Source organism: Halotia branconii CENA392 (assembly GCF_029953635.1).
In the GTDB taxonomy this organism is placed as follows: domain Bacteria; phylum Cyanobacteriota; class Cyanobacteriia; order Cyanobacteriales; family Nostocaceae; genus Halotia; species Halotia branconii.
The window spans coordinates 6,187,385-6,212,861 of record NZ_CP124543.1 but is presented as its reverse complement, the minus strand read 5'-3'; the positions used below and the strand labels follow the sequence as shown (position 1 = coordinate 6,212,861).

The 25,477-nt window shown below is 39.3% G+C and carries 24 protein-coding genes; 17 read left to right on the top strand and 7 right to left on the bottom strand.

Annotated features, from left to right (window positions below):
* Positions 1 to 64 precede the first annotated feature (64 nt).
* Both QI031_RS27180 and QI031_RS27175 read left to right on the top strand, forming a co-directional pair.
* The gene (locus QI031_RS27180; RefSeq protein WP_281482684.1) at positions 65 to 1,300 is read left to right on the top strand and encodes a proton extrusion protein PcxA; all 1,236 of its coding nucleotides are present in this window, start codon (positions 65 to 67) and stop codon (positions 1,298 to 1,300) included.
* A gap of 49 nt (positions 1,301 to 1,349) precedes the next feature.
* Positions 1,350 to 2,588, top strand: a complete 1,239-nt coding sequence (locus QI031_RS27175; protein WP_281482683.1) for a DUF4336 domain-containing protein — start codon at positions 1,350 to 1,352, stop codon at positions 2,586 to 2,588.
* A gap of 155 nt (positions 2,589 to 2,743) precedes the next feature.
* On the opposite strand, the gene QI031_RS27170 is transcribed toward QI031_RS27175, so the two are convergent.
* Complete coding sequence (locus QI031_RS27170) at positions 2,744 to 3,766, bottom strand: M20/M25/M40 family metallo-hydrolase (protein ID WP_281482682.1); 1,023 nt, start codon at positions 3,764 to 3,766, stop codon at positions 2,744 to 2,746.
* Complete coding sequence (locus tag QI031_RS27165; protein ID WP_281486186.1) at positions 3,763 to 3,909, bottom strand: hypothetical protein; 147 nt, start codon at positions 3,907 to 3,909, stop codon at positions 3,763 to 3,765. The genes QI031_RS27170 and QI031_RS27165 overlap by 4 nt, the downstream gene beginning before the upstream one ends.
* On the opposite strand from QI031_RS27165, the gene QI031_RS27160 reads away from it, so the two are divergent.
* The gene (locus QI031_RS27160; protein WP_281486136.1) at positions 3,887 to 5,140 is read left to right on the top strand and encodes an urease accessory protein UreH domain-containing protein; all 1,254 of its coding nucleotides are present in this window, start codon (positions 3,887 to 3,889) and stop codon (positions 5,138 to 5,140) included. The genes QI031_RS27165 and QI031_RS27160 overlap by 23 nt on opposite strands.
* Positions 5,115 to 5,792: a hypothetical protein gene (locus tag QI031_RS27155; protein ID WP_281482681.1), complete on the top strand. Its 678-nt coding sequence runs from the start codon at positions 5,115 to 5,117 to the stop codon at positions 5,790 to 5,792. The genes QI031_RS27160 and QI031_RS27155 overlap by 26 nt, the downstream gene beginning before the upstream one ends.
* A gap of 339 nt (positions 5,793 to 6,131) precedes the next feature.
* Here the strand turns inward: QI031_RS27155 and QI031_RS27150 are convergent, their stop codons facing one another.
* Positions 6,132 to 6,647 carry a hypothetical protein gene (locus tag QI031_RS27150; RefSeq protein WP_281482680.1) on the bottom strand — a complete coding sequence of 172 codons (516 nt, stop codon included), beginning with the start codon at positions 6,645 to 6,647 and terminating at the stop codon, positions 6,132 to 6,134.
* 181 nt (positions 6,648 to 6,828) lie between these two features.
* On the opposite strand from QI031_RS27150, the gene QI031_RS27145 reads away from it, so the two are divergent.
* Genes QI031_RS27145 through QI031_RS27135 form a run of 3 tightly spaced genes read left to right on the top strand, consistent with a single transcriptional unit; the run spans position 6,829 to position 9,173 of the window.
* Positions 6,829 to 7,587: an ATP-binding cassette domain-containing protein gene (locus QI031_RS27145; RefSeq protein WP_281482679.1), complete on the top strand. Its 759-nt coding sequence runs from the start codon at positions 6,829 to 6,831 to the stop codon at positions 7,585 to 7,587.
* Complete coding sequence (locus QI031_RS27140; protein WP_281482678.1) at positions 7,584 to 8,216, top strand: ABC transporter permease; 633 nt, start codon at positions 7,584 to 7,586, stop codon at positions 8,214 to 8,216. Before QI031_RS27145 ends, QI031_RS27140 begins: the two co-directional genes overlap by 4 nt.
* 60 nt (positions 8,217 to 8,276) lie before the next feature.
* Positions 8,277 to 9,173: a glycine betaine ABC transporter substrate-binding protein gene (locus QI031_RS27135; RefSeq protein WP_281482677.1), complete on the top strand. Its 897-nt coding sequence runs from the start codon at positions 8,277 to 8,279 to the stop codon at positions 9,171 to 9,173.
* A gap of 11 nt (positions 9,174 to 9,184) precedes the next feature.
* Here the strand turns inward: QI031_RS27135 and QI031_RS27130 are convergent, their stop codons facing one another.
* Positions 9,185 to 9,889, bottom strand: a complete 705-nt coding sequence (locus QI031_RS27130) for a glutathione S-transferase family protein (protein ID WP_343217828.1) — start codon at positions 9,887 to 9,889, stop codon at positions 9,185 to 9,187.
* A gap of 67 nt (positions 9,890 to 9,956) precedes the next feature.
* On the opposite strand from QI031_RS27130, the gene QI031_RS27125 reads away from it, so the two are divergent.
* Together QI031_RS27125 and QI031_RS27120 are read left to right on the top strand one after the other, a co-directional pair.
* A complete protein-coding gene (locus QI031_RS27125) occupies positions 9,957 to 10,694 on the top strand; it encodes a phytochelatin synthase family protein (protein ID WP_281482676.1) in 738 nt (245 codons plus the stop codon).
* Positions 10,695 to 12,014: 1,320 nt separating this feature from the next.
* On the top strand, positions 12,015 to 13,715 hold the full coding sequence (locus QI031_RS27120; protein ID WP_281482675.1) for an alpha/beta hydrolase: 1,701 nt from the start codon (positions 12,015 to 12,017) through the stop codon (positions 13,713 to 13,715).
* 37 nt (positions 13,716 to 13,752) lie between these two features.
* On the opposite strand, the gene QI031_RS27115 is transcribed toward QI031_RS27120, so the two are convergent.
* Positions 13,753 to 14,241, bottom strand: coding sequence for a GNAT family N-acetyltransferase (locus QI031_RS27115; RefSeq protein ID WP_281482674.1), 489 nt, complete (start codon positions 14,239 to 14,241; stop codon positions 13,753 to 13,755).
* Positions 14,242 to 14,426: 185 nt separating this feature from the next.
* Between QI031_RS27115 and hisC the strand changes: the two genes are divergently transcribed.
* Positions 14,427 to 15,479, top strand: a complete 1,053-nt coding sequence (gene hisC / locus QI031_RS27110) for a histidinol-phosphate transaminase (RefSeq protein WP_281482673.1) — start codon at positions 14,427 to 14,429, stop codon at positions 15,477 to 15,479.
* Positions 15,480 to 15,576: 97 nt separating this feature from the next.
* On the opposite strand, the gene QI031_RS27105 is transcribed toward hisC, so the two are convergent.
* Positions 15,577 to 16,998 carry an NADP-dependent isocitrate dehydrogenase gene (locus QI031_RS27105; RefSeq protein ID WP_281482672.1) on the bottom strand — a complete coding sequence of 474 codons (1,422 nt, stop codon included), beginning with the start codon at positions 16,996 to 16,998 and terminating at the stop codon, positions 15,577 to 15,579.
* A 267-nt stretch (positions 16,999 to 17,265) separates the two neighbouring features.
* Here QI031_RS27105 and QI031_RS27100 point away from each other — a divergent pair, with 267 nt between their 5' ends.
* A complete protein-coding gene (locus tag QI031_RS27100; RefSeq protein WP_281486134.1) occupies positions 17,266 to 17,994 on the top strand; it encodes a GUN4 N-terminal ARM-like repeat domain-containing protein in 729 nt (242 codons plus the stop codon).
* A gap of 185 nt (positions 17,995 to 18,179) precedes the next feature.
* Complete coding sequence (locus QI031_RS27095) at positions 18,180 to 18,599, top strand: fasciclin domain-containing protein (RefSeq protein WP_281482671.1); 420 nt, start codon at positions 18,180 to 18,182, stop codon at positions 18,597 to 18,599.
* A 318-nt stretch (positions 18,600 to 18,917) separates the two neighbouring features.
* On the opposite strand, the gene QI031_RS27090 is transcribed toward QI031_RS27095, so the two are convergent.
* Positions 18,918 to 19,265: a transposase family protein gene (locus QI031_RS27090; RefSeq protein WP_281482670.1), complete on the bottom strand. Its 348-nt coding sequence runs from the start codon at positions 19,263 to 19,265 to the stop codon at positions 18,918 to 18,920.
* A gap of 514 nt (positions 19,266 to 19,779) precedes the next feature.
* Here QI031_RS27090 and QI031_RS27085 point away from each other — a divergent pair.
* The 5 genes from QI031_RS27085 to QI031_RS27065 all read left to right on the top strand — a co-directional run bounded on the left by QI031_RS27085 (position 19,780) and on the right by QI031_RS27065 (position 25,468).
* The gene (locus QI031_RS27085; protein ID WP_281482669.1) at positions 19,780 to 21,036 is read left to right on the top strand and encodes a glycosyltransferase family 4 protein; all 1,257 of its coding nucleotides are present in this window, start codon (positions 19,780 to 19,782) and stop codon (positions 21,034 to 21,036) included.
* A 244-nt stretch (positions 21,037 to 21,280) separates the two neighbouring features.
* Complete coding sequence (locus QI031_RS27080; protein ID WP_281482668.1) at positions 21,281 to 22,252, top strand: CobW family GTP-binding protein; 972 nt, start codon at positions 21,281 to 21,283, stop codon at positions 22,250 to 22,252.
* A gap of 92 nt (positions 22,253 to 22,344) precedes the next feature.
* Positions 22,345 to 23,385 (top strand): WD40 repeat domain-containing protein, encoded by a 1,041-nt coding sequence (locus QI031_RS27075; protein ID WP_281482667.1) that lies wholly within the window; start codon positions 22,345 to 22,347, stop codon positions 23,383 to 23,385.
* 101 nt (positions 23,386 to 23,486) lie between these two features.
* A complete protein-coding gene (locus tag QI031_RS27070) occupies positions 23,487 to 23,759 on the top strand; it encodes a hypothetical protein (RefSeq protein ID WP_281482666.1) in 273 nt (90 codons plus the stop codon).
* 347 nt (positions 23,760 to 24,106) lie between these two features.
* Positions 24,107 to 25,468: an ATP-binding protein gene (locus QI031_RS27065; protein ID WP_281482665.1), complete on the top strand. Its 1,362-nt coding sequence runs from the start codon at positions 24,107 to 24,109 to the stop codon at positions 25,466 to 25,468.
* Positions 25,469 to 25,477: the final 9 nt, after the last annotated feature.

Sequence of the window (25,477 nt, the reverse complement as noted above, 5' to 3'; positions counted from 1 at the left end):
GTATAAAAATTTAGGTTCTTCATTACTTAGTATCTGGAGTGGTATTAAACCAGATCAAAAACAAATGAAAAGGAAACAAGTAACAATGAATCAATGGTTTTTGAAGACACCAGAAAGAGCGCTTCTAGAAGCATACAATGCTGCTCAAGTCATTAGAAATATCGAAAGAGAACATTTTGGTAATCAAAAAATATCTGCTAAATCAGCAAATTATACTGAAAATGTTATGTCTTATTGGCAGGGATATCTTGACCAAAATTTAACTATTATTCAAATCAGACTAACAGAATTTCAATTGAGCCGTTCAATTCTCAATCTTTCTGAGTCATTTGTATTAGAAAAGTTGAAATTTATTGATGAAGTAATAGAAAAGTATACCTGGAAATATAATTTAATTAAAAACAGTACATTAGTGTCTTTTCCGAAAACTATAAAAAATAATACTAGTGAAGCTGAGCAACAGTTTGATTCTTCTAATCTAAATGATAAGATTGAACCTCCTTCTCAAAAAACCGGAGTCTTACCTAGATCTATTGGCAGAACAATTAATAAAATTAAAACAGATTTCACGCCCGAAGCAGAAGAAGAATTTATCAAGAATTATCGAATTTCTAGAAATCGTACTAGGACGGCTTTAAAATTTTTGATAACTTTAATTATTGTACCACTCTTAACACATCAACTATCTAAAAGAATTTTAATTAATCCTATAGTAGAAAACATTAGAGGTGATAATATCAGTCAAATTTTCCTCAACTCTGAAATGGAAGATCAGGCTCTAGATGAATTAAATATCTTTCAAGAAAAGCTGAGACTAGAAAGTTTACTTTATAAGTCTCCAACAATTTCGTCAGAGGCTATAAAAGAAAGCATCAAAGAAAAAGCAATTGAAATAGCCGAAGTATTTCGTCATAAAAGTAGTAATGCTGTTAGCAATATTTTTGCTGATTTGCTCTCATTAATTGCTTTTGCTATAGTAATTGCTAAGAGTAAAAGAGAAATTGTGGTTGTCAAATCCTTTATTGATACTCTTGTCTATGGTTTAAGCGACAGCGCCAAAGCTTTTTTAATTATTTTATTCACAGATATATTTGTAGGATTTCACTCACCACATGGATGGGAAGTAATTTTAGACGGGTTGGCACAACATTTAGGTCTTGAAGCCAATAGAAGCATCATCTTTATGTTTATTGCTACCTTTCCAGTAATTTTAGATACTATATTCAAATATTGGATATTCCGTTATCTCAGTCGGTTATCTCCTTCAGCATTAGCTACATTAAAAGAAATGGATGAATGAAAAACTCTACCCTTAAGAAGATGGAGTTTTCGGGTATAGGAAATCGGGCATGGGGCATAAACCAAAAGAAAAACGACAACCAGAATCGATGCAATCTAGTACTAATTCTCAAGATTGGTTATGGCCGTTTTGGCCTGCTTTACCACTTTATCCCTACAGTCAACGTCGTACACTTTGCTTAGAAATTGTTAAGGATACTATTTGGACATTTGAGCAGTTGCACGGCATTCTCTATACCATCGTGCCAATTCGGATGACTGTAATTAAGCTAGAAGCAGGCGGGCTTTTTGTTTATGCACCTGTAGCACCAACCATTGAATGTATTCGTTTAGTTAAGGAGTTGGTTGCCAAGCACGGAGATGTTAAGTACATCATTTTGCCGACAAGTTCTGGTTTAGAACACAAAATATTTGTCGGTCCTTTCGCTAGATGCTTTTCTCAAGCACAAGTATTCATTGCACCGCATCAATGGAGTTTTCCACTAACTTTGCCCCTGAGTTGGCTAGGTTTTCCTCAAAAACGCACCCAAGTACTTCCAGAAGATAGTAGTCAAGCACCTTTTGCTGATGAGTTTGAATATGCTGTATTAGACATTGATTTGGGGCGAGGATCTTTTGCAGAAGTTGCAGTTTTTCACAAGCGATCGCACACTCTACTCTTAACGGATAGTATATTATCTGTACCAGAAGATCCACCCGCAATTAACCAACTAGATCCCTATCCTTTATTGTTTCATGCCAGAAACAATGCTTCTGAAGCGATTGAGGATAATCAACTTAACCGTCGCCAGGGATGGCAACGCATTTCCTTATTTGCAGTTTTCTTTCGTCCCAGCGTACTAAAAATTACAGGTTTGGGGCAAATGTTTTGTGATGCTCTCAAAGCGCCACAAAAGTCACTCAAGGCTTACTGCGGTTTATTTCCATTTCGATGGCAAGATAACTGGAAACAGTCTTTTGATGCCTTACGAGGTGGAGGTCGTCCATTTGTAGCACCGATTCTACAAGTTTTAATTCTTCCCCAAGCGCCACAGCAAGTACTTAACTGGGTAGACAAGGTCGCTACTTGGAATTTCCAGCAGATTATTCCCTGTCACTTTGACTCGCCAATAAAGGCAAATCCTCATCAATTCCAGCAAGCATTCAATTTTCTCAAGCGACAATTTTCTATAAGTGGTGACTCTGTTGTTAATGAAACTCAACCTTTGTTAGAGCAAGATATGAGATTCATTAAAGAATTGGAAGCAGGACTAGTTAAATGCGGTATTGCTACTCCAGTAGACCTCTGATACCGTTTTACTTTAAAGTTGATACATTTGGGCAAGCAGGGGAGGCAGAGGAGGCAGGGGGAGAAAGAGTTTGAGCCTTATTTACTTTTATTCACATAGTTTGATTTTATTTCTCCGACTTACTTAACTCATTGCAATTTTCAATTCAAAAAAAGTCAATTTGGTGGTTGAGTTTTCAAGATCACGTTTTCTTTTAACAACTTAGTGGTAGCATTAACTACAATCTGCGCTGACCCGGTAAAAAACGATCGCTCAATGGTTGCAGGAACATCACTAGGTTGATGATAATGGGGAGTACGCAGATTCGCTGTATCTGTTACTAGCACTGCACCCACCCCTTGATACCAAAATGGGGCATGGTCACTACGTAGGGTGTCGGGTGTCAGTAAACCTTTGAGAGGAATAGGCACTCTTAAGACTTGTGGTAGAGTCTGTGAGTTTTGAAAAGTATTCAGTAAAGGTAAATGTTCTATATCTCCAACTACTGCTAAAAAGTCGCCCTTGTCACTGGGTGGAGTAATAGGTAGTCCTGGGGGATACTGCTGACATCCAACAGTGTAGCAAGCGTAACCCACCATATCCATAACTATGACTCCGCGTAATTTTTGCAGCCGTGCTGTCTTGGTAACAAAAGCTTTACTACCTAAAAGTCCTGTTTCTTCTTGATCAAAAAAAGTTAACTGCAAAGTCCTTGGAGTGGATAGAGAACCAAAAAGTCGGGCAACTTCTAGCACTACAGCTACACCACTGGCATTGTCATCTGCACCGGGAGAAAAAGCCACAGTATCGTAATGTGCAGCAACGAGAATTGCTCCTGCTGCTTTGTCGGTTCCCTGTCGTTCGGCAAAAATATTAACGCCACCAGTAAACTTTTCTAATTGAGGTTTCCAACCGAATTTTTGCAGTTCAGTTGTGATATAAGTGCGAGTAAGCGATCGCTCGGTTGTTGTGTAGCGTTGAAAATTCAATTTTTGGATGTGAGCTAATAGCTGGTCAGTAGACACTTGTGGTGTATTGTTTATTTCTTGTATCTGTGGTTGAGGCTTAGCCGCTGGAATACTCTCTACAATTTCTGGCGAAGGACGCTGCTCAAAAAACGCACTTTTGACAGTACCCCTACTATTTACCACGGCAATTGCCACTAGTACAAACAGCACTAGCCAAATCCATTTTTTCATGCAAATTTATCCTTGGCTTCCAGACTTAGGGTAACGTAAACATCAAGTTTGACGATGTGTCTTTTGACAGCGATCGCAATTTCACTTAAAGTTCCGACTACAAAGAGCGCTAAGTTATTTATGTTAGATTTGTTGCTGATCACAATCCTAGGGTTCTTAGGCAGTTTTGGGCATTGCTTTGGGATGTGTGGTCCTCTAACAGTGGCGTTTTCTTTGTCTCATCAGCAAAAGACTCCACAACAATCTTCCTTAGACAATTCTGTATCTTGGCAACAGCAATTAAAATTTCATATCCTGCTCAACCTGGGGCGGATGTTGAGTTATGCTCTAGTTGGCGCTGGTATCGGGGCATTAGGTTCAGCTTTCATAAAAAGTGGACAACTAGCGGGTGTTGGCAGTGACTTTCGCCGCGTCATCGCTGTTGTTACTGGTGTAATGCTGATTTGGTTTGGGTTGGGACAAGTAAAACCCAATTGGTTGCCTCGGATTCCTCTATTACATCCTTTATTACAAAAAAGTTTACACGATCGCCTGAGTACAGGCATGATTAAACTTTCTTTCAAAACCAAATGGTGGACACCAATACTTTTGGGGATGACTTGGGGTTTGATGCCTTGTGGTTTTTTGTATATTGCTCAAATCAAAGCCGCCGAAACTGGTAACTTGTGGATGAGTACAGCAACCATGCTGGCTTTTGGTTTGGGAACTTTACCTACTATGCTGGGTGTAGGTGTCTCGACTTCGTTAGTAAGTAAAGATAGGCGTAGTCAATTATTTCGCTTAGGTGGTTGGGTTACACTCACCATCGGCACGATTACCTTGCTGCGGACTGGTGACACAATGGTAGATTACACCGGACATGCTGCATTGATTTGTTTGATATTAGCGCTAATTGCTCGTCCTATCAGCAGCTTATGGGCTTCGCCTCTACGTTACCGCCGCGCTTTGGGAGTGGGAGCCTTTGTACTTTCTGTGGTTCATACCACCCACATGATTGAACATTCCCTGCAATGGAATTTTGCCGCTTTGTTTTTCTTGCCAATAGACTTTCAGTGGAGTATGGCTGCGGGTGCTGTAGCATTAATATTAATGACCCCCGCGGCTTTTACAAGTTGGGAATCATTGCAAAAATCCTTAGGCAAGCGTTGGCGACAAATTCATTTATTGAGCGTGCCAGCTTTGCTTTTGAGTGTCATTCATGCTGTGTTGATTGGTTCCCATTATCTGGGTTCTGGACAATCAACTTGGGGGAATAAATTAGCAGTTGTACTGCTGGGAATTGCCACTTTTAGTGTATTGCTGGTACGTTCGCGTTTTTTTTGGTCAAAGTTAAGCGTAGAAAAGTTTTATGTTCCCCCAACTAAATCGCGGTAAATTATGCTTATTCTCTAGTTCTGTTAGTGAACATCCAAGGATTTTAAAACAAAGGTATTACCGAACCAACATCAAGTACTTATTATTTTTGAGTTGCTTAGTCATAAGCATAATAAATGTTCACCCCGCTTCTGCCCATAAAGTAGAAATAGCGGCGGATGTCGGTGCGACTCTCCACATTGAACCAAATGATAATCCCCGTGCTGGAGAACCCACACAAGCTTGGTTCGCACTGACTCGCAAAGGTGGAAAGACAATTCCTCTCACCCAATGCAAGTGTCGGTTGGCTGTTTATGCCGAACCTCATAGCCCTCAAGAGCCAGCACTGCTAGAGCCATCTTTAAAACCTGTGACAGCTGAACGTTATCAAGGTATTCCTGGTGCAAATATTATCTTCCCCAAACCGGGGGCTTATCAACTACAACTGAGCGGTAGCCCAGCAAATACTGCTAGTTTCAAACCGTTTAAATTCAAGTTTGAAGTCACCGTAGCATCGGGAGCAACAGAAAACTCACAACTTGTACAAAATGTCAACAATGCACCAACACAGAGTATAAACACTGGTAGTTTAGGAATGATTGTGACAGCGCTGGCAATGATTCTTGGTATATGTATTTTGTTTTTCCTAGTCAAAGCAATAAGGAGAAATTAATACAAAGGCACAACTTAAAAAAATACGTTTAGGGACTTGCGGTTAAATAGTGTACCAAAAGATCGGGCTTCGACTACGCTCAGCCCTCGACGCTCAGCCCTTAACTCTCAGCCCTCGACGCTCAGCCAGTGGGTTGAGCGCAGCGTCGCACTGAGCTTGTCGAAGTATTGATCCCAAGTTGCAGTCAAATATGATATTCCGTCATTGCGACTGGAACAAAGTGGAAGGAAGCAATCTCATAAGCCCTGAACTACTTACTACAAAAGAACTCAAATTATTATGAAATCCACAATTCTAGATACCAAGTACTTTATTTCTCTGCACATCCCTTATTCTATTTTAAGCACCTGTTGGTTCTGTGTAACCTTGAATGTTTTCAGGTTCAAACTGGCGCAACACGCGAGTTGCCTGACGAGTTAATTCTTCAGTACCCTTAACTACGATCAAATATTTACCTTGATTCAGGCGATTACGATAAGGCAGAGCATCTCCACTACCTACAGTTAAACCTACACCACCACCAACCAAGTAAGCACCTAATGCACCAGAAATAGCTCCTAAAAGTCCGCCAATCAGATGATTACCAACGTTACCAATCACAGGAAATATTTCAATACCAGTTAAAAAATTGAAAGCATAACCTGCAACAAATCCAAAGGGTACTAGCCAGTAAATTAAACGTTTTGCTCCTTTTTTGGCCTGTATATTAGGGTCAATTAATCCAAACTCATCAGCGCTTTTATAGCCACTTCCCAAAATGTCAATTTGTTGACTGGGTAAGCCTTCTTGTGCCAACGCCGAGTAAGCTGCTTCGGCTTGCATTCGGTCTGGTAAAACTGCAATTAAATAATTCATCAAAAACCTCAACTATACTATTGCAGATTAAACAATATAGTAAATTACGACCTCTTTCTGAGGAACGAAACCTATGTATTTCTGAGGTTTTGTTGGGTTTTGCTTGCGCTCTACCTAACCTACTACTTTGTAGCAAATCAGCAGATAATTATATATAGCTAGCACCTATAGCCAGTAAATTATGCAACAAGATCAGCAAATCACTATAGAATTTCATGATGTCACCTTTAGCCGCGATCGCCGCCCTTTAGTATCAAATCTCAACTTTTCCATCTGCCAAGGAGAAGCACTGGTATTACTCGGACGCAGTGGTAGCGGCAAAACTACGACAATGAAATTAATCAATCGTCTCTTGACACCTACCCAAGGTGAAGTATTATTTAATGGCATTCCCACAACTGGGTGGGATGAAATTAAACTGCGGCGCAAGATTGGTTATGTAATTCAAGAAACTGGTTTATTTCCCCATTTTACTGTGGAACGTAATGTAGGTTTAGTTCCGACTTTAGAAGCTTGGCAACCGAAACAAATTAAAACACGGGTTTATGAATTATTACATTTGGTAGGCTTAGAACCGACACAATTTGCTGGGCGTTATCCCCATGAACTGTCGGGAGGACAAAGACAACGGGTAGGAGTAGCTAGGGCATTAGCAGCAGATCCGCCAGTGTTATTGATGGATGAACCTTTTGGCGCACTTGATCCGATTACGCGGCTAGAATTGCAACAAGAGTTTCGGCGGTTACAAAAAGAATTAGGTAAGACGGTGGTATTTGTCACCCATGATATCCAAGAAGCTTTTGTTTTAGCGTCAAGAATTGGTTTAATGTATGGGGGAGAGTTGATTGTATTAGCTACAAAAGATGAATTTATGCGATCGCAACATCCAGAAAGCGTTGCTTTTCTTGCATGTCTGCGTTCTCTGCAAGACAACTTATGAAAGACTTCTTCTTAGTTAAGTACGGCCCAGAAATTTTTCAGCATACGCTGGAACACTTATTTTTGGTAGGCATCGCCATTGGAATCGCTGTAATTGTAGGGATTCCACTGGGTATTTTGATTACACGCAAAACTAATCTTCGCCAACCTATTTTAGGTATTGCCAATGTCCTGCAAACAATTCCTAGTTTGGCACTGTTTGGTTTACTAATACCAGTACCGATCATTGGCGGTATTGGCGTAGTCCCAGCAATTGTAACCCTGACTTTATACTCTTTTTTGCCGATTATCCGTAACACTTATACCGGAATTACTGGTGTAGATCCAGCGATTCGGGAAGCTGGCAAGGGGATGGGAATGACAGATAGACAGTTATTGTTACAAGTAGAGATTCCCTTGGCAATGGGTGTAATTTTGGCAGGGGTGCGGGTAGCTACAGTGATTGCTATTGGAATTGCAACTATTGCAGCGGCGATTGGTGCTGGTGGTTTAGGAATATTTATTTTTCGTGGTATTGCCGTAGTCAATAATCAATTAATTTTAGCTGGGGCTGTGCCGGCAGCGGTAATTGCATTAACTGCTGATTTAGGAATTGGTTGGCTGGAGAAAAAATTAAAAGTTAAAAATTAAAAGTCTTGTACTCAAGCTAATTGCTGACGGTACATAGAGAATTTTAATTAATAGGAAATCATGAAAAGATTTTTGGTACTTTGTTTGTTAGCTTTTACCTTGATAGTAGCGATCGCTAGTTGTAATTTCAATTCAAATAGTAGCAAAGGTGATATTGTTGTTGCTTCTAAAGATTTTACCGAACAAGATATTTTAGGCGAATTTTTAGCCCAGCAAATTGAAGCTACCACTAATTTAAAAGTAACTCGTCGTCCTCGCTTGGGTGGCTCTTTTATTTGTCACAACGCCATCATTGCTGGCAAAATTGACGCTTATATTGAATATACAGGCACATCATTTACTGGGATTTTAAAACAAAAAGTCATCAATGACCCAAATCTACTTTATCAAAAATTGAAGCAAATATACGCTCAAAAATTCAATATAGAAGTCATGCCCAGCTTGGGTTTTGAAAATACATTTGCAATGATTATTCGAGGTGAAGATGCTAAAAAGTATAATATTCAAACTCTTTCAGAAGTTGCTAAATACACACCTCAATGGCGTGGTGGTTTCAGTTATGAGTTTATAGAACGCAAAGATGGTTTTCCAGGATTGGCTAAAACCTATAATTTAGATTTTGCTCAATCACCCCAAATTATGGATTTAGGTTTAATTTATCGGGCTTTAATTCAAAAACAAGTAGATATGATCGCTGGCAGTTCCACTGATGGGCAAATTTCTCGTTTAGACTTGGTAGTGCTAAAGGATGATAAACAGTATTTTCCTCCTTATGAAGCAGTACCCCTTGTGCGACAAGCAACTTTAAAAAAATATCCCCAATTAAAAACAGCGATCGCTCAAATTGCTGGTAAAATTTCCGCAGATGAAATGCAGCATTTAAATTATTTAGTTGAGGGCGAATTTCGTAAAATCGAAGATGTTGTGAGGGAGTTTCGCAAAATAAAAAATCTCTAACAAATCAAAAATTAACGCTTGCCCATTGTTTTTTTAAAAGTCAGTCTGGCAGCCATTCTATCCAGATATTTTACAACTTCTGGATATTCTTTCAAGTCAAGCGGTACAAGTAATTTTGCATAATACAAATACGAAGCGATCGCAATATCTGCCGCACTCAATTTTTCACCTAAAATAAAAGATTGTTTTTGCAAAATTTGATTAATTGGTGTTAGTAAGCGAGGCATTTCTTTCTGGCGTTTATCTGGTGAAAATAAAGCCGGAGCAAGAGTCGCATTGGCAAAAATCACCCACTGTGTAGTTTTTGCCCGTTCTGCTAGCGATTGCGGCATTTGTTGATATTTTTCCGCTAAATAAAGCAAAATAGCTCCAGATTCCCACAGTTTTAAGTCGCCATCCACAATTGCAGGAACTTTACCCATAGGATTAATAGCTAAAAATTCCGGCTGACGCTGTTCGTTGGCACTAATATCAAGAGAAACATAGTCATAGTCAACGCCTAACTCTTCTAAGTACCACTGTACTAGCGGAGTGCGCGTTTTTAGTCCACCGTAAAGTTTTAACTTTGCTGAATTTGTGTTGTGAGGTTTGAGTTTAGAAGGTTGTTGAGAATTTTGCTTTGGCAATGTTAAAGCAAAAAGAGGTTGGAACGGTGACAAAATAAAGGCGATCGCACTACTAACTAAACACAATCTCAGAAATAGAGGTTGCAACATTTTTTTAATAGATAATTCTTTTAATTGAGGTACACTATGTAAAATCACTTAGCTTTGAGATGTGAGCATGAAAAGTCTCAAAATCAAGACTATTCAAACATTTATTAAATTTCTGCTCCTTGGTAGTAGTTTGACTACTGGAAGCGTCTTAGCTCAGACTTTACCCCTTACTCCTAGCTTGATTAATTTCAACTCAGACGAAGGTGAAAAGTTATTGATTGAAAGTCGTTCGAGAGAAGATTTTTTTCCTCTCAGCACGCAATTTATCACACAAAATAATCAGGCTTATTGTGGAGTTGCCAGTATTGTCATGATCCTCAATAGCTTGCAAATTCCAGCACCAGAAGCACCACAATATAAGCCATATCGAGTGTTTACCCAAGACAACTTTTTTAGCAATGAGCAAACTAAAAAAGTACTAACTGCTGATGTTGTTGCTCGTCAAGGTATGACTTTAGAAGAACTAGGAAAATTAATTGCCAGTTATGATGTCAAAGTGAAGGTTTATCATGCTGCTGATACCAACTTTGAAGAGTTTCGCAAACTCGCAGCCGAAAACTTAAAACAACCAGGAAACTACGTTGTAGTTAACTATTTACGCAAAGAAATTGGTCAAGAAAAAGGTGGGCATATCTCTCCCCTTGCCGCTTATAATCAGCAGACAGACAGATTTTTAATTATGGATGTTTCTCGTTATAAATATCCACCTGTTTGGGTTAAGGCAAAAGATTTATGGAAGGCAATGGCTACTACTGATACCAGTTCAGGTAAGTCACGGGGATTTATCTTTGTGAGTAAGATATAGTAATTTGGTTTGATTTCTGAATCACTCATAGAGTTAGAGAACACTTTGACCCTTCGGCAAAGCTTAGGGCCACGCAAGCTATTTTGACTTTTTGCAACTTCGCTATTTCGACGGTGTTCAGCACAAGTCAGTGATCGCAGGCAACACAAAAGAATAGTATTGCTAAATCATGGGATGAAATTTAATTCATTAGAATTTTAAACTCCTTATCTCCTCTTTGTTGGGACAACTTTCTGCGGGCTGCCTCACCAAGTGGAGCAAGTGGCGTGGTTTCCCCTATGAGCAACTGGCGTTGGAAACCCTCCTAACAACTTTTCGCTGCGTCTGTGCGTGAGTTAAATCATCCCACAATGAAAGCAACGCAACGCCAAGCATTAAAATAACGTGAGTCTGCGAGGCAACATCGTTTGAAATACTCGATTGTGTTCAAAAAAAATGCCCAGAGTGCGGGAAAGCAATGTGGATTGAGGTATTTGTTTAAAATTGTGAACTAAATTAAACCAAAAACAGTAGATTTCAGGAATAGGCAATATACCAGATGTAGAAGATGTTAGATCTCACTTGAAATGAAAAGATATCAAGAGGGGCTAATGATTAGTCGAGTCGTAAGCTTGATTTTTATAGATTCTTTTGCTGTGGCAATTAATATAACGCTAGGTACTGTACTTCAAAGTAAAATATGCAATTATTCATGGGAAGGTGAATGTCAATTAGAAAACCCAAACTCTACTGAATCCATATCAACTGAAATGTTAGAGAAACAAGAAGATACAACGTAACGGATTTCTCTAACGAAGTAACTTTGGAAAACTTGATTCATCAAAAGGCGATCGCGTTACCCACTTCTTCTGTTTCAGAGACGCTGACGCGAACAAGGAATGTCCGTAATAGCACTTCGGCTTACTTCAACTACGCTCAGTAACCATCGCCCCGTCGCCGTTAGGTGTCAGCAGTCAGCGATGCATTAAGTTTCGACTTCGCTCAACTGCCGCGAAGTCGAAACTCAACTACCGTTAGCCGAAGTGTAGTGAGTAGCAAAAACAACTGACCACAGACACGAAATTCCGTCCCTTCCAGGAGTGGGATGAGCTTAGGGACTTGCAACTAAAAAAATATCCCGTCGCTGGGGTAGGCAGGAAAGCAGGGAGCAGAGGGAAAAATTCTCTCCCTTGCGCCCTGCCCCCTGCTAGCTAGGTCTACACGGCAATATTGGGTTGGTGAACTACTAGTATCTAAAACTCTTGTGAAAAACGGTGAATATTCTATTAAAAATGCTATATCAATATCTATAGCTTTAGCTTTAGAAGGGGTAAATAGTCAATGTTCCAAAATGAAGCAGACATGATGGACTCTCCTGACAAAAAGAATTTAATAGATAATCAATCGTATAAAATTTATGAATTTCAAAAAAGGGATCGAGAAAACATTTCCGGTTATCTAGTGGTGAGTACTGCTCAACTAAATGTTGAGTCAGAAGAAGATAATTATAATAGGAATTTGACAAGAGTTACTCATCAAGAATTTTTTAATATTAATTATGGAGAGGCTGAACTTTCAACCAAAGCCATGATTGAGAAGATTTCTCAAGAGTTAGAATCAAGTGCCGAACCAGAAATCGTGATCAATATTCATGGGTATAGTTCTACGCCATCAGATACAGAAATAGGCTGTAAAAAGATTTATGATTATGTAAATACAAATATTCGGCAGCCAAATAAGTATATTTTTATAGGATATAGATGGCCATCGGAAAATCCCGTACAAAAAGATGAGTCTGGGTCTTTTGGACAAAAATTACTCAATGCATTTTCTTCTTTACCAACTTTACTAGCTATCAACTTGGGTTTAGGATTAATAATTAGTATAGCATCTACAATATTTTTACTATTTTTCAGCTTTGTAGGTCAGATAGCAGTTGAGATTTTTACATTGATGTTAATTTTATTCGGCATGATATCTTCAATTATTTTTACATTAATTGTTTTGAGATTATCTGCTTATTTTCGTGATGTTTATAGAGCAAGTAATTATGGAGTGATAGATTTAGTTGAATTTCTCAGACAGCTTGATGTTACTGTAAAGTTATTTACCAATAAACGCATTAAATTATCTTTTATTAGCCATAGTATGGGGAGTTTTGTAATTACAAATGTAATTCGGATTCTTTCTGATGTTTTTGATGTTAAATCTGTGAACAAAAAACCAGATTCTGATATTGGTAATATATTTCGTTTAGGCAGACTTATACTAGTTGCACCTGATATTCCTGTAGAAACCATTTTACCAGGACGTGCTAACTTTCTTCGTTCTTGCTTACGTCGCTGCGAAGAAGCTTATATATTTTGTAATGAAGGAGATTTAGCATTAAGATTTAATTCTACTGCGGCAAATTATTTTAGTTTCCCAGCAAGAACTCGTATTAGTGGTTATAGGCTTGGTAATATCACAGCTAAACATTTTAACAACAAAAATGATTCAGAAGGATATCTGCCAAGATATGGAGTTATTAATTTATCCAGACAAAACTCTAATAAAGGTTATAGTCTTGATAATCCTTATAAATATTTAGAAATTCGTTCTTCTAGTAAGGAGCATAGAAGCCTTGAAGAAATAACTCCAATTTCCGAACAAGAGATACAACCCGCAGATTTATTTACATATTTTGATTGTACAGATTATCAAGATGAGCGCAGTAAAAAAATAGGAATTGTCAGTCGTGCTATCAAAAAGCCAGCTCTGAATTTTGGAGATTATATTCTACTAAATTGGGCATTTATTCGGAAGTCTATTAATAATAGAGATCCTCAAGGAGTTGATACCCATACTGGCTATTTTGAAGGTAGTTTCAGCCAAAAAGCTATTTATGAATTAGCGTTTTTAGGATTTGATGGTTTTTTGAAATCTTTATTAATTGAGGGTGAGGATTCAGAAAAAATATATGGTTTTTCTGAAAAGTGCCAAGAAAAACAAATGCAAGTAATTCTTGCACCGCAAATTCATCAACAAAAAGATAGGGAATAAAGTCAGTTTTTTATACTTATTGATAACTGTTGACTATTCACTGATTTAATAACTTACTCATCTTAGTAACTGGAACAAATATTTGTCTTCTCAATTGATGAGGCACTTTTTTAATAGCAGTAAATCCTAATCGTAAATAAAATCCTTCAGCATAAAGGCTAGCAGTAGTAATTACTTTATCTATATCTTGAGCAGCAGCCTCGTTGCAAAAATGTTGAACTAAAGCGCGTCCAATTCCCTGGCCTTGATAATGAGGATGAACGTAAAGCCCAATTAATTCATCAATAATAAAGCTAGCAAATCCTGTAATAATATCGCCTTTAACAGCTACCCAGAAATTTTCTACTTTCATACTCTTTAAAATATTTGAACCATCAGGCTTTTCGCGGTAATTGCGCCAAGCTAATAGTTCTTTTTCGGTATAGAAAGTTGCAGGTAAAGCCTTGATGGCAGTAATATGAATTGCACTCAGCGCCCATGCATCTGTTTCTTGGGCAGGTCGGAGATATATTTCGTTAGCACTCATAGTCAAAAGTCTTATCAGACAGACGCGATTGATCGCTACATAAGGCGTTTTGCCTTAACTGCATGGTATTATCATTGATTTTGCATTTCCACACCTGATTTTTGATATCGTCATAAATTGTAGTTGAACTTTGCATAAATGCAGCATTCCACCAACCAAGCCCAAGTTTGATCCAAAACCGAGCTATGAGCAACTACTTTCGTTCCCATGTTGATGCAATGGCTGGCTATGTCCCTGGTGAACAGCCTCCAGCCGGGACAGCGATTATTAAACTCAACAGCAACGAGAATGCCTATCCTCCCTCCCCAGCGGCACTAGCTGTGCTACAGAATATTGACGGGGAGTGGTTGCGGCGCTATCCAGAACCGTTTGGGGAAAAATTCCGCCAAGCTATCAGTCAAGTTTTAGGAGTGCCTAGTGATTGGATTATTGTAGGCAATGGTAGCGATGAAGTTTTAAACTTGGTGATGCGAGCCTGTGCAGAACCGGGACGACAAGTAGTCTACCCAATGCCAACTTACGTGCTGTATCGCACATTAACCCAGATGCAGTCCGCAGAGATTGTGGAGATTCCCTATAATCAAGATTACAGCTTACCTTTAGCAGAATTAATTGCTGCCAATGGTTCTGTAACATTTATTGCGTCACCTAATAGTCCATCAGGGCATATCGTACCTATAGATGATCTGCGGCAGCTAGCAACTCAATTATCGGGAATTTTAGTAATTGATGAAGCATACGTGGATTTTGCCGAAGAAAATGCCTTAGCTTTAGTTAAAGATTGCGAAAATGTGATTGTGATTAGGACACTTTCTAAAGGTTACTCTTTGGCAGGATTGCGGCTGGGATTTGGGGTGGCGAATCCGCAACTGCTGCATGGATTATTTAAAGTTAAAGATAGTTATAACATTGATGCGATCGCCTGTGCAGTTGGAGCAGCTGCTATTCTTGACCAAACTTATAAAAATGCTTGTGTAGTCAAGATTAGAGCATCACGAACTCAGTTAGCAACCGACTTAAAACAATTAGGTTTCCATGTTTGGCCATCCCAAACCAACTTTTTACTAGCACAGCCTCCCCAAAAAAATGCAGAATATCTCTATCAAAAGCTAAAGGAACAAGGAATTTTAGTCCGCTACTTTCGGCAGCCAGGATTGGATAATAAATTACGCATCACTGTTGGTACTGAGTCACAAAATCAAACCTTAGTAACAGCGCTGAGTAATTTGCTCAAGTAACATTTAGTTTGTAGTAAGGACTTTAGTCCTTTTTTTCTCAGCACTAAAGTCCTTACTCAAAATACTCAAAACTAGCTTGATGGCTACTAGTTTTTATTTACTCAAAATGTTGAATAATTGCCTCAGCAAATTCAGAACATTTTAAAGGCTCTACAGGCGGTTCGAGTAAGCGTGCTAAATCATAAGTCACTTGACTACTAGCGATCGCCTCCCCTAAACCTTGCTTAATCAAATCTGCGGCTTCTTGCCAACCCATATATTCCAGCATCATCACCCCAGACAAAATCACTGAACCAGGATTAATCCTATCTAAACCCGCGTGTTTTGGTGCTGTACCGTGGGTAGCTTCAAAAATGGCACAAGCATCGCCAATATTTGCCCCTGGTCCCATTCCCAGTCCTCCAACAATTGCCGCCGCCGCATCAGACAAGTAATCGCCGTTTAAGTTCATTGTCGCTAAAATTGAATACTCATCCGGTCTGGTTTGGATTTGTTGAAAAATACTGTCAGCAATCCGGTCATTGACCATTACTTTGTCTTTCCACTGGCCATTACCGTGGCTTGACCAAATTGAATTAAGAACTGTTTCAACTTCCTTGACAATTTGCGCTTTTTTCTCTGGAGTTAAAGCATCATATCCAGGGTCAACTTGTCGAGCATTATCTTCTGAGGAGATGTTAGGGTTTTTCTCCTTGTTACTCAAAATCCAAGATTCCCGTTCAGTAACGCACTCTTGGCGAAACTCACTCGTGACTAGTTCATAACCCCAATCCCGAAAAGCGCCTTCAGTATATTTCATAATGTTGCCCTTATGCACCAAAGTTACTTGTTGCTTGTGTTTAGGCAATAGCAAGGCGTGTTTCATAGCGCGTCTCACTAAACGCTGGGAACCGCCTTTGCTGATTGGTTTAATGCCAATCCCCGCATCAAGGGGGATTTGCTTTTTGCCATGTTCTGGGGTGGCGGGGATCAGTTCTTCGTTGAGTAACTTGATTAAGCGATCGCCAATTTCACTACCTTGTCTCCACTCAATTCCCAAATAAATATCTTCTGTATTTTCCCGATAAACAATGACATCAAGTTTTTCAGGATTTTTATGAGGTGAGGGTGTACCTGCATAATAGCGGCAAGGGCGCACACAAGCATAAAGGTCAAAAATTTGTCGCAGTGCCACATTTAAAGAACGAATACCGCCACCAACTGGGGTAGTCAACGGCCCTTTAATAGCTAAACCATATTCTTGAATTGCTGTGAGTGTATCTTGAGGTAAATACTGATAAGTACCGTATAAATCACAGGCTTCATCTCCAGCATAAACCTTGAACCAACTAATTTGACGCTGGCCTTTATATGCCTTAGCTACCGCAGCATCTAGTACTTTTTGAGTAGCAGGCCAAATATCTATACCTGTGCCATCGCCCCGAATAAAGGGGATAATTGGATTGTCCGGCACAATCGGTTCACCTTTTTTAAAGGTAATTTTTGCTCCAGTTGTAGGGGGAGTAATCTTGTCATACATACTTCACACACTCCTAATTAAGATGCCGCAAGTCAAAAAATTCTGCTGTTTTAGGCTTGCAAATTTTACTGTGTTCTTTGTTGACGAATTTATCAGGCGCAGATTTTCCCCCTATTTCTCTTGTACAGCATTTAGGGATTCAGGTGAAATTGTCGCAATTTTGTACGATCAAAAATAGTAAACTACTCTTCGCTATCAGTGCTTCACTTTCGAGAACACCCGATAGGCGATCGCTTTTTACTGCTGACCGCTAACATGAGTAATGGCATGACAGACCCAATGATTTTATCAGGCCCTGCTAATGACACCGACTCTCTCCGACAAACGTTAATTGCTGGGTCTCTTCAAGTCCAACAGCAAATAATCCCACAGTTAGCTGATTTGGGTAATGAGGGATTAAGCGTATTGATGGAATTTTTGCTGAAACGTCGTGACAACCCAGCAACTTGGATTGATGGCAAAGCCTACCAAGTCCTCTATAACTCTGATGCACTCCCAGCCAAGGAATTTTTGCTTTCCTGTTTTCCTGAGGGAATTGTACCTCTAAAATCAGAGTGCGGGATTAATTACAATCCTTTGCAACAACTACTTGCTGCTCAAGACTTCCAAGCAGCCGATCGCGTTACGATACAGAAAATGTGCGAACTCGCAGGGCCAACGGCTGTCCAAAGAAAATGGTTATATTTCACTGAGGTAGAAAATGCCCCTGCTGTTGACTTGCAAACCATTAATTATTTGTGGCTAGTTCACTCTGAGGGCAAATTTGGCTTTTCGGTGCAACGAGAAATTTGGTTGAGTTTAGGAAAAAACTGGGATAGTTTCTGGCCGAAAATTGGCTGGAAAAACGGTAACAACTGGACGCGTTACCCTAACGGGTTTACTTGGGATTTAAGTGCGCCTAGAGGTCACTTACCCCTCTCTAATCAATTGCGAGGGGTTCGAGTCTTTGCTTCTTTACTATCCCATCCAGCTTGGGCTAAAAGTGCAACAAATTAAGAGATATCAAAAATTGACACTCCCCGAACTGAGTAAGTTTCGCTTTCTCTCACTTACTAATTTTGGGGATTCTTCATTGAAAGCGGCGGGAAATTCCATCCCTTCATTCTCTTGATAGAGGCTAGAAACTCGTGATCATTTTATAAGTGTGTTGTAACCGTAAGTTAATAAATTAACCTAATCACATGGCTGATATAGTGGAAACTGCTGCCAAGGCAGGAAATTTCAATACACTCATAGAAGCTGCTAAAGCGGCGAAACTTGTAGAAACTCTCAAAAGTCCTGATTCTCTAACAGTTTTTGCACCTACTGATGAAGCTTTTGCTCAACTACCACAGGGAACTTTAGATTCTCTACTGCAAGACATCCCCAAGCTGAAAAAGATATTGATGTATCATGTTGCTTTTGGTGATGTCAGATCTGAAGATTTAAAGCAAATTGAAGAAGCCGAGACCCTAGAAGGATCAATTGTGGCGATCGAGTCTACTGATGGTGGTGTTAAAGTGAATGATGCCAATGTCTTAAAAACAGACATTATCGCTGATAATGGCGTAATTCATGTTATTGATGCAGTCTTGATGCCGGCAATGGTTGCTGGTAAGTAAAGGATTGATTGGGGGAATGGCACGCTTGTAAAGGTGAAACCTCGCTTTTGGCAGGGTTCTGTAGATTCCAAGGCTGAAGCTGAAAAATGCGAGTCAGCAATTCTGGCAGAATTAGCTTAAAACCGTGGAAGCCTCTGCTCCTTTCTCCCATAGATCAATTTTTAGATCAAATAGACTGATCCGCAAAACGTAAATGCTTACTGTGAATGGGTTTGAGCAATTCAACTTGAATAGGCGATCGCTATCTTACTCTACGATTGTTGTTGTAATTCCGAAATTTCTGTATTCTTTCGTTTCTTATGAGGTGTGGTAATGGCATCATCTCCAAATATAGGCCTTATCGCCAATTAACCTTTGTGAGTCAGCAAATTTGTTTTGAGTAACTCGAAACAAATTAATATCACTTGTTTTTCCCAACATTCTCACCCAGATATCTACAATATCTTCACCACTAGGTAAGATAATAAACTGGTTTTTTAGAGTACGCATTTTTTTATTACCAGAGTAATATCTTTTTTGTTCTTGATAGTCTACAGGTCTTGCTATAGCTTGTTTTGCACTATCAATAATTAATTCGTATTCGGACAGCATTCGCTGCAATTCGTGAGATTTTTGACTATCTACTGATGCTTCTTCTATTTGAGATGCTAATAAAATTTCTCTCAAAATCGGCTTACTTCAACTATGGTTTCTGAGCAAATCGCCTTAAATTTATCCTGAGCGCATTTGTACTGAGTTTCGACTGCGCTCAACTACCGCGTAGTCGAAGTAGCCGAAGGGAGCAATCGAAAGGAGTCGAAGGACGCTCAGTGACCAGGGGAGGCAGAGGAAGTAAAAAAAGTAATTTGTATCAGTAATTGCGTGAAATGGTATTAATTAATTACGGATTGTAAATTATTTTGACAAAAAGTATATAAAATCCTGATTTTTACAACGTAGCCAACAACTTTGTTAAAGAAGAGAAAATTAGATACATAAGCTGCAAGCTCTTAAATAAAATTTGGTTAAGTCTAAAGTTTGAGCAATAGCTATGTTAAGACAGATAGAGAACTTTGGCAGAAATAAAATACGGGAGAGTAAGTAATGAAGATTACTGAAAATTAACTGACATTTCATTGCCTGATCTGAATTTCAGTATGAACAATTACAAATTATTGGAATTAAATTTATAAAAATTAACATGGAACAGATCTCACAACTGGCAACAAGTATTAGAGACCAAGCTGCATCCCCGGATATTTTAGTTATATCCCGTTTTTTCTTACCAAAAGAGGCTGTAATTGGAGAATATCTCTATAATCGTTGTCTTCAAGATCCAGAGCGAGTAATTGTTCTGGCTGCTGGTTGTGCAGGTGACAAAATATTTGATCAAGCTCAACAGTTTCCGATTTATCGTTGGCTTAACCCTAGATACTGGCTAGGTCGTTTGATGGGGAATTTTCTTACGCCTTTTGTCAATCTGGTCTGTTCATTTGCACTAGCTATCAAACTTTATTTTCGCTATCACTATCGTTATATTGAATGGGGTCACGGCTACGAGTTTCCAGCGTTGTTATTATTGAGCTATATCTTACCTATACGCTTTTTTATTTACTTGCATGGCAACGATATTCTCAGTGCTTCACATAATCCCTTATGGCGGTTGCTATTTAAATTGACGTTGACACGAGCCGAAGGGATTGTTTGTAACAATTCTGGTACACAAGATTATCTCAGACATACTTTCCGCTTTCCAACTCCTACTCACATCATTAATCCTGTAGTCAGACCGGAAAAATTTGGTGCGGTTACAAATCAAAACTATTTAGATGATTTGCGCGATCGCCTACGTCAAGTCTACAACATTCCCCAAACAGCTGTAGTCATTCTATCAGTAGGACGCTTAGTCAAGCATAAAAGCTTTGATCGCGTAATTGAGAATTTACCCCTCTTGCTAACTATTGGGGTAGATGTCCACTATATAATTTGTGGTCAAGGTTCAGCGGAATCTGAACTCAAGTCTTTGGCTCATCGCTTACGAGTAGACAAGCGAGTACACTTTGCTGGATATGTACGCGATCGCGAATTAGCAGCTTACTATGCGGCTTGTGATATATTTGCCATGTTGACTGTGTTAGATCTCAAAGCTAGGAATGTACAAGGTTTTGGTGTCGTTTACTTAGAAGCAAGTTACTTTGGTAAGCCTATAATTGCCTCTCGTCTATGTTCAATTATTGATATAGTGCGTCATGAGGAGAATGGTATCTTAGTCAATCCCAAATCTGGCTATGAAGTTTTTCAAGCTTTTAAAAGACTGTGCAAAGACCAACAATTGCGTAAACAACTTGGCCGTAAAGGTAAAGAATTAGCTCAGCGCAAAACCTTACACCGTTCAGTTTACAAATCTGAGTCTCTGCCTAACAGTTTATCAACCGTGCCAGGAAGTCAAACCAATTAAAAATTAAAAATTCGTCTTGGAAAGTTGGGCGGGACGGAAACCGACACCGCCCACTTTCCGCAAAATTAAAAATTAAAGACAATTAGTGGGGGCTTGTACCCACCACTAATTGTCAACCACGCTCATCTTTAAAGAAGTATTTCTAACTAAAACTGAGCTAAAGTCAAATTCGCACAAAAAAATAAAAAGACTTATTATAAGTGATATTGATTATCCATAAGGTGAGACAAGGGGAATTTAGAGTATGGTGGCTGACGTAATTACAAATTCAGTTCCCGTTACTGTTCTAACTGGCTATTTGGGAGCAGGAAAAACAACTCTACTCAATCACATCCTCACCTACGAACACGGCAAGAAAGTTGCTGTGATTGTCAATGAATTTGGGGAAGTGGGCATTGATAATCAATTGGTTATTGATGCAGATGAAGAAATTTTTGAAATGAACAACGGCTGCATTTGTTGTACAGTGCGTGGTGACTTAATTCGCATCATTGGTAACTTAATGAAGCGGCGTGATAAGTTTGACCATTTAGTAATTGAAACTACTGGACTAGCCGATCCTGCACCAGTAATTCAGACATTTTTTGTTGATGAAGATTTGCAAGGACAGTTAGCTTTAGATGCGGTAGTCACAGTTGTAGATGCCAAACATATCTGGCAACATTGGGATGCAGACGAAGCACAAGAGCAAATTGCTTTTGCTGATGTCATTTTACTTAATAAAACTGATTTAGTAGCTCCAGCAGAATTAGATGAATTGGAAAAGCGGATTCGGTCAATGAATGCGATGGCTAAGATTTACCGTACCCACAACTCCGAATTAGAAATGGATGCACTTTTGGGTGTAAAAGCATTCGATTTAGATCGCGCTTTAGAAATTGATCCAAATTTCTTAGGCGAAGATGCTCACGTACACGATGAAAGTGTATTTTCTATAGCTTTGGTAGAACCAGGGGCAGTTGATGGAGAAAAATTACACACTTGGCTGTCTGAATTATTGCGTACCCAAGGCCCGGATATTTTTCGGATGAAAGGTATATTAAATCTTGCTGGAGAAGATAATCGATTTGTCTTCCAAGGCGTACACATGATATTTGATGGCAGACCTGACCGCCCCTGGAAACCAACCGAAACCCCTAAAAACGAATTGGTTTTCATCGGTCGTAACCTGAATGAAGCCCAACTCAAGCAAGATTTTCTCGCCTGTCTAGCATAAAGAGGGAACAGGGAACAGGGAACAGGGAACAGTAACAAATAATCCCTATTCCCAATGCCCCATGCCCAATGCCCCATGCCCCAATTGAGAATATGAACTCCACAACTAGCCAATCTCAGGAATTTGAAGAGCACTGTTCGGGGATGCTTGCAGATTACGTAACGGCGATCGCTTGGTCGCCACAAGATACAATCTTAGGAGCAACCTCCGCCGCTGGGGAAGTTGTATTATGGAATGATGGCAACCTAAAAACCTTACAAACTGCTAACGGTAAATCAGTAGACTGTCTCGCTTTTTCCCCAGATGGCAAATTTTTAGCTGTTGGTGGTCAAGATGGCCAAGTCAAAATCTGGCAGGAAACGAAATTAATTGCCACTTTAGAAAATGCCCCAGCATGGGTAGATCAACTAGCTTGGAATCACACTAGTAACCAACTAGCTTTTAGTTTGGGGCGTTATGTCCAAGTCTGGGATGCCGATACTCGTGAGATTGTTGTAACGCTGAATTTCGACAACTCATCTGTATTGGGTATTGATTGGCGCAGAGATGGACAATATTTAGCTATTAGTGGTTATAAAGGAGTGAAGATTTGGCACAGTCAAAACTGGGATGAAGAACCATATAACCTAGATATGACTACTGTCAGTGTTGCGATGGCTTGGTCGCCGGATGGCAAATTCTTAGCTTCTGGCAACATGGATCGCAGCGTCACCGTTTTAGAATGGAACAACCCCGATCCCTGGGTAATGCGTGGTTTTCCGGGAAAAATTCGTCAACTAGCATGGTCAGAAGCGACCACCGAATTAGGCGCGCCTTTGCTAGCTTCTTCTAGCGTTGAAGGTATTGTAGTCTGGGAAAAGTTAGAGGATGACTCTTTAGGTTGGGAAGCGCAAGTTTTAACTAATCATGTGGATGTAATTTGTGCGATCGCTTTTGCACCCGAAAGCTTTCTTCTCGCTTCTGCTGCTGCTGATGGCTGGTTGTGTTTATGGAAGCAAGCCAAGCAAGTATCGCAAATTCTTACAGGTGTTTCAGCAGGGTTTTCTAGCCTAGCTTGGCATCCCCAAGGCGATTTGCTGGCCGCAGGCGGCGAGAAAGGTGAGTTATTAATTTGGTCAAAAGTTTTATGTTGACAATGTTTGGAGCATACTTAATTAACACTTCATAATTAAGGTTGAAGGTCAGCTACAAAATTGAGTATGCTGTATCAATAATACCACTTATAGTGTTAATTATGAACATAGTCAAATTAATCTTACTTGCTTGTCCTATCATTCTCTCATCTATACTACTAATCGCTAATCCGGCAAAAGCATCTAGTTTCAAGTCTGTAACTAGTATGCCAATGATTACGATAGTATCTACGCAGCCAACTACTAGATTGGTAACACCAAATTTGTCTCAAGCATCTAATCCCATAACTGATCAAGTAGGTTGCAGTTGCGCTAGTTGCATTCAAGCTAAATCTCAATTACTACAAGGCAAGTTACCATCGGTCGGTTTTTAATAAATTAGGATGATGGATACTTTTATAGGCACAGCACAATAAGCTGTGCCTTTATTATTTTGAGGATTAGTTTTGAATGCAACGTAAAAGTAGAACAGGACTTACGCAAGCCCAAATCGTCATTGCGACCGGAACGAAGTGTAGGGAAGCAATCGCAGGATTTTTGCGATTACGTCGCTATCGCTCGTAATGACGAAATTGCGTTAGTTTTGCGTAAGTCCTATAGAAATTAAGTCAATCGGTGCAATAAAACCAAACTATGTAACGAAAAGTAAATAAGGCTCAAACTCTTTCTCCCCTAAAATGTTAGGTTATTGCGTGCCAGTAGATATATATCAGGGTTGCCAGTGCCACAAGAATTTAATTTCCTTATCTCACCGCCATTTTTGGCTTTGGGTAGCGATCGCGATCTAAATTTAGAATCAACTCTCCAAGAACTGCCAATGTACACCTTTGAAGTGGAAACAAGTTGTACAGGCAGCGAAGTTGCTCATTATTTAGAAAAATACTCCATGCTACCGGGAGCAATATTGCTAGAACAGGGACAATTCATCGGCATGATTTCGCGGCGGCGATTGCTGGAATTTTTAATTCGCCCTCGTGGAAAAGAGCTATTTACCCAAGAAACTTTGGGTGTTCTCTACAGTTATGCGCGGACAGCGATTGTGTTGTTGCCGGAAACAACACCAATTTTGGCAGCAATGCAACAGACTTTGAGGAGGCGATCGCCTGAACTTTTGGCAGAACCAATCGTAGTACAAACCTCTGCCAATACCTACCGATTATTAGATATGTATGACTTGAATCTTGCTTCATGGCAAATTCAGGGAATAGAAAGTCAGGTGCGCTATGAACGCAGCCAAGCCCAAATGATTCAAAATGATAAAATGGCAAGTTTAGGCCGCTTGGTAGATGGTGTAGCACACGAAATTTTAGACCCAGTTGGGTTTATTTGGGGTAATTTAACTTACGTCTCTAACTACAGCCAAGACTTGCTGAAGCTAATAGCTGCTTACGATCAAGTTTTATCTCATAGTTCAGCAGAAATTGAAAATCTAAAACAAGAGATTGAATTTGATTTTTTAGAACAAGATTTGTCAAAATCTCTCAATAGCATCCGCACTGGAGCTGAAAGGTTAAAAAAGCTTGTCACTAGTTTACAAAATTTCTGTCATATTGATGAAATATATCCCAAACCAGTAGATTTACATGCTTGTTTAGATAATATTGTTTTATTAATTAAAAGTCGTTTAAAGGGAGAAATTGAAATTATCAAAAACTATGGTAAACTGCCTCCAGTTTCTTGTTTTATGGGTCAGTTAAATCAAGTATTAATGAATATTTTCGGTCAAGCTGTAGATGATTTGCTTGATGAAGCTGCACTTCAGCAAGTTAATTCAGAGTCTAATAAAACTTTTACAAAACCACAAATTGAGGTGACAACAAAAGTTATTTCCCAAGAACCGACTAAACCAAATGCACCAGATTCACGCTGGGTTTCAATCTGTATTGCTGATAATGGTTTAGGAATATCTGATGAGTTACAACAACAAATTAGAGAATCTTTTTCGGTAGAGAAACGGGCGGATAAAGAAACCAGTTTAGCGGTTAGTTATCGAATTATTACTGCAAGACATGGTGGTAAATTTAATTTGCGATCGCAAGTTGGTAAAGGTACTGAATTTGAAATATTATTACCTTTAGTTTGATGAAATAAA

What these genes read in the sequence shown, in the direction of transcription:
- QI031_RS27180 (WP_281482684.1), top strand. Translation starts at nt 65, where the DNA reads ATGAAAAGGAAACAAGTAACAATGAATCAATGGTTTTTGAAGACACCA.
- QI031_RS27175 (WP_281482683.1), top strand. Translation starts at nt 1,350, where the DNA reads ATGGGGCATAAACCAAAAGAAAAACGACAACCAGAATCGATGCAATCT.
- QI031_RS27170 (WP_281482682.1), bottom strand. Translation starts at nt 3,766, where the DNA reads ATGAAAAAATGGATTTGGCTAGTGCTGTTTGTACTAGTGGCAATTGCC.
- QI031_RS27160 (WP_281486136.1), top strand. Translation starts at nt 3,887, where the DNA reads ATGTTAGATTTGTTGCTGATCACAATCCTAGGGTTCTTAGGCAGTTTT.
- QI031_RS27155 (WP_281482681.1), top strand. Translation starts at nt 5,115, where the DNA reads ATGTTCCCCCAACTAAATCGCGGTAAATTATGCTTATTCTCTAGTTCT.
- QI031_RS27150 (WP_281482680.1), bottom strand. Translation starts at nt 6,647, where the DNA reads ATGAATTATTTAATTGCAGTTTTACCAGACCGAATGCAAGCCGAAGCA.
- QI031_RS27145 (WP_281482679.1), top strand. Translation starts at nt 6,829, where the DNA reads ATGCAACAAGATCAGCAAATCACTATAGAATTTCATGATGTCACCTTT.
- QI031_RS27140 (WP_281482678.1), top strand. Translation starts at nt 7,584, where the DNA reads ATGAAAGACTTCTTCTTAGTTAAGTACGGCCCAGAAATTTTTCAGCAT.
- QI031_RS27135 (WP_281482677.1), top strand. Translation starts at nt 8,277, where the DNA reads ATGAAAAGATTTTTGGTACTTTGTTTGTTAGCTTTTACCTTGATAGTA.
- QI031_RS27130 (WP_343217828.1), bottom strand. Translation starts at nt 9,889, where the DNA reads ATGTTGCAACCTCTATTTCTGAGATTGTGTTTAGTTAGTAGTGCGATC.
- QI031_RS27125 (WP_281482676.1), top strand. Translation starts at nt 9,957, where the DNA reads ATGAAAAGTCTCAAAATCAAGACTATTCAAACATTTATTAAATTTCTG.
- QI031_RS27120 (WP_281482675.1), top strand. Translation starts at nt 12,015, where the DNA reads ATGTTCCAAAATGAAGCAGACATGATGGACTCTCCTGACAAAAAGAAT.
- QI031_RS27115 (WP_281482674.1), bottom strand. Translation starts at nt 14,241, where the DNA reads ATGAGTGCTAACGAAATATATCTCCGACCTGCCCAAGAAACAGATGCA.
- hisC (WP_281482673.1), top strand. Translation starts at nt 14,427, where the DNA reads ATGAGCAACTACTTTCGTTCCCATGTTGATGCAATGGCTGGCTATGTC.
- QI031_RS27105 (WP_281482672.1), bottom strand. Translation starts at nt 16,998, where the DNA reads ATGTATGACAAGATTACTCCCCCTACAACTGGAGCAAAAATTACCTTT.
- QI031_RS27100 (WP_281486134.1), top strand. Translation starts at nt 17,266, where the DNA reads ATGACAGACCCAATGATTTTATCAGGCCCTGCTAATGACACCGACTCT.
- QI031_RS27095 (WP_281482671.1), top strand. Translation starts at nt 18,180, where the DNA reads ATGGCTGATATAGTGGAAACTGCTGCCAAGGCAGGAAATTTCAATACA.
- QI031_RS27085 (WP_281482669.1), top strand. Translation starts at nt 19,780, where the DNA reads ATGGAACAGATCTCACAACTGGCAACAAGTATTAGAGACCAAGCTGCA.
- QI031_RS27080 (WP_281482668.1), top strand. Translation starts at nt 21,281, where the DNA reads ATGGTGGCTGACGTAATTACAAATTCAGTTCCCGTTACTGTTCTAACT.
- QI031_RS27075 (WP_281482667.1), top strand. Translation starts at nt 22,345, where the DNA reads ATGAACTCCACAACTAGCCAATCTCAGGAATTTGAAGAGCACTGTTCG.
- QI031_RS27070 (WP_281482666.1), top strand. Translation starts at nt 23,487, where the DNA reads ATGAACATAGTCAAATTAATCTTACTTGCTTGTCCTATCATTCTCTCA.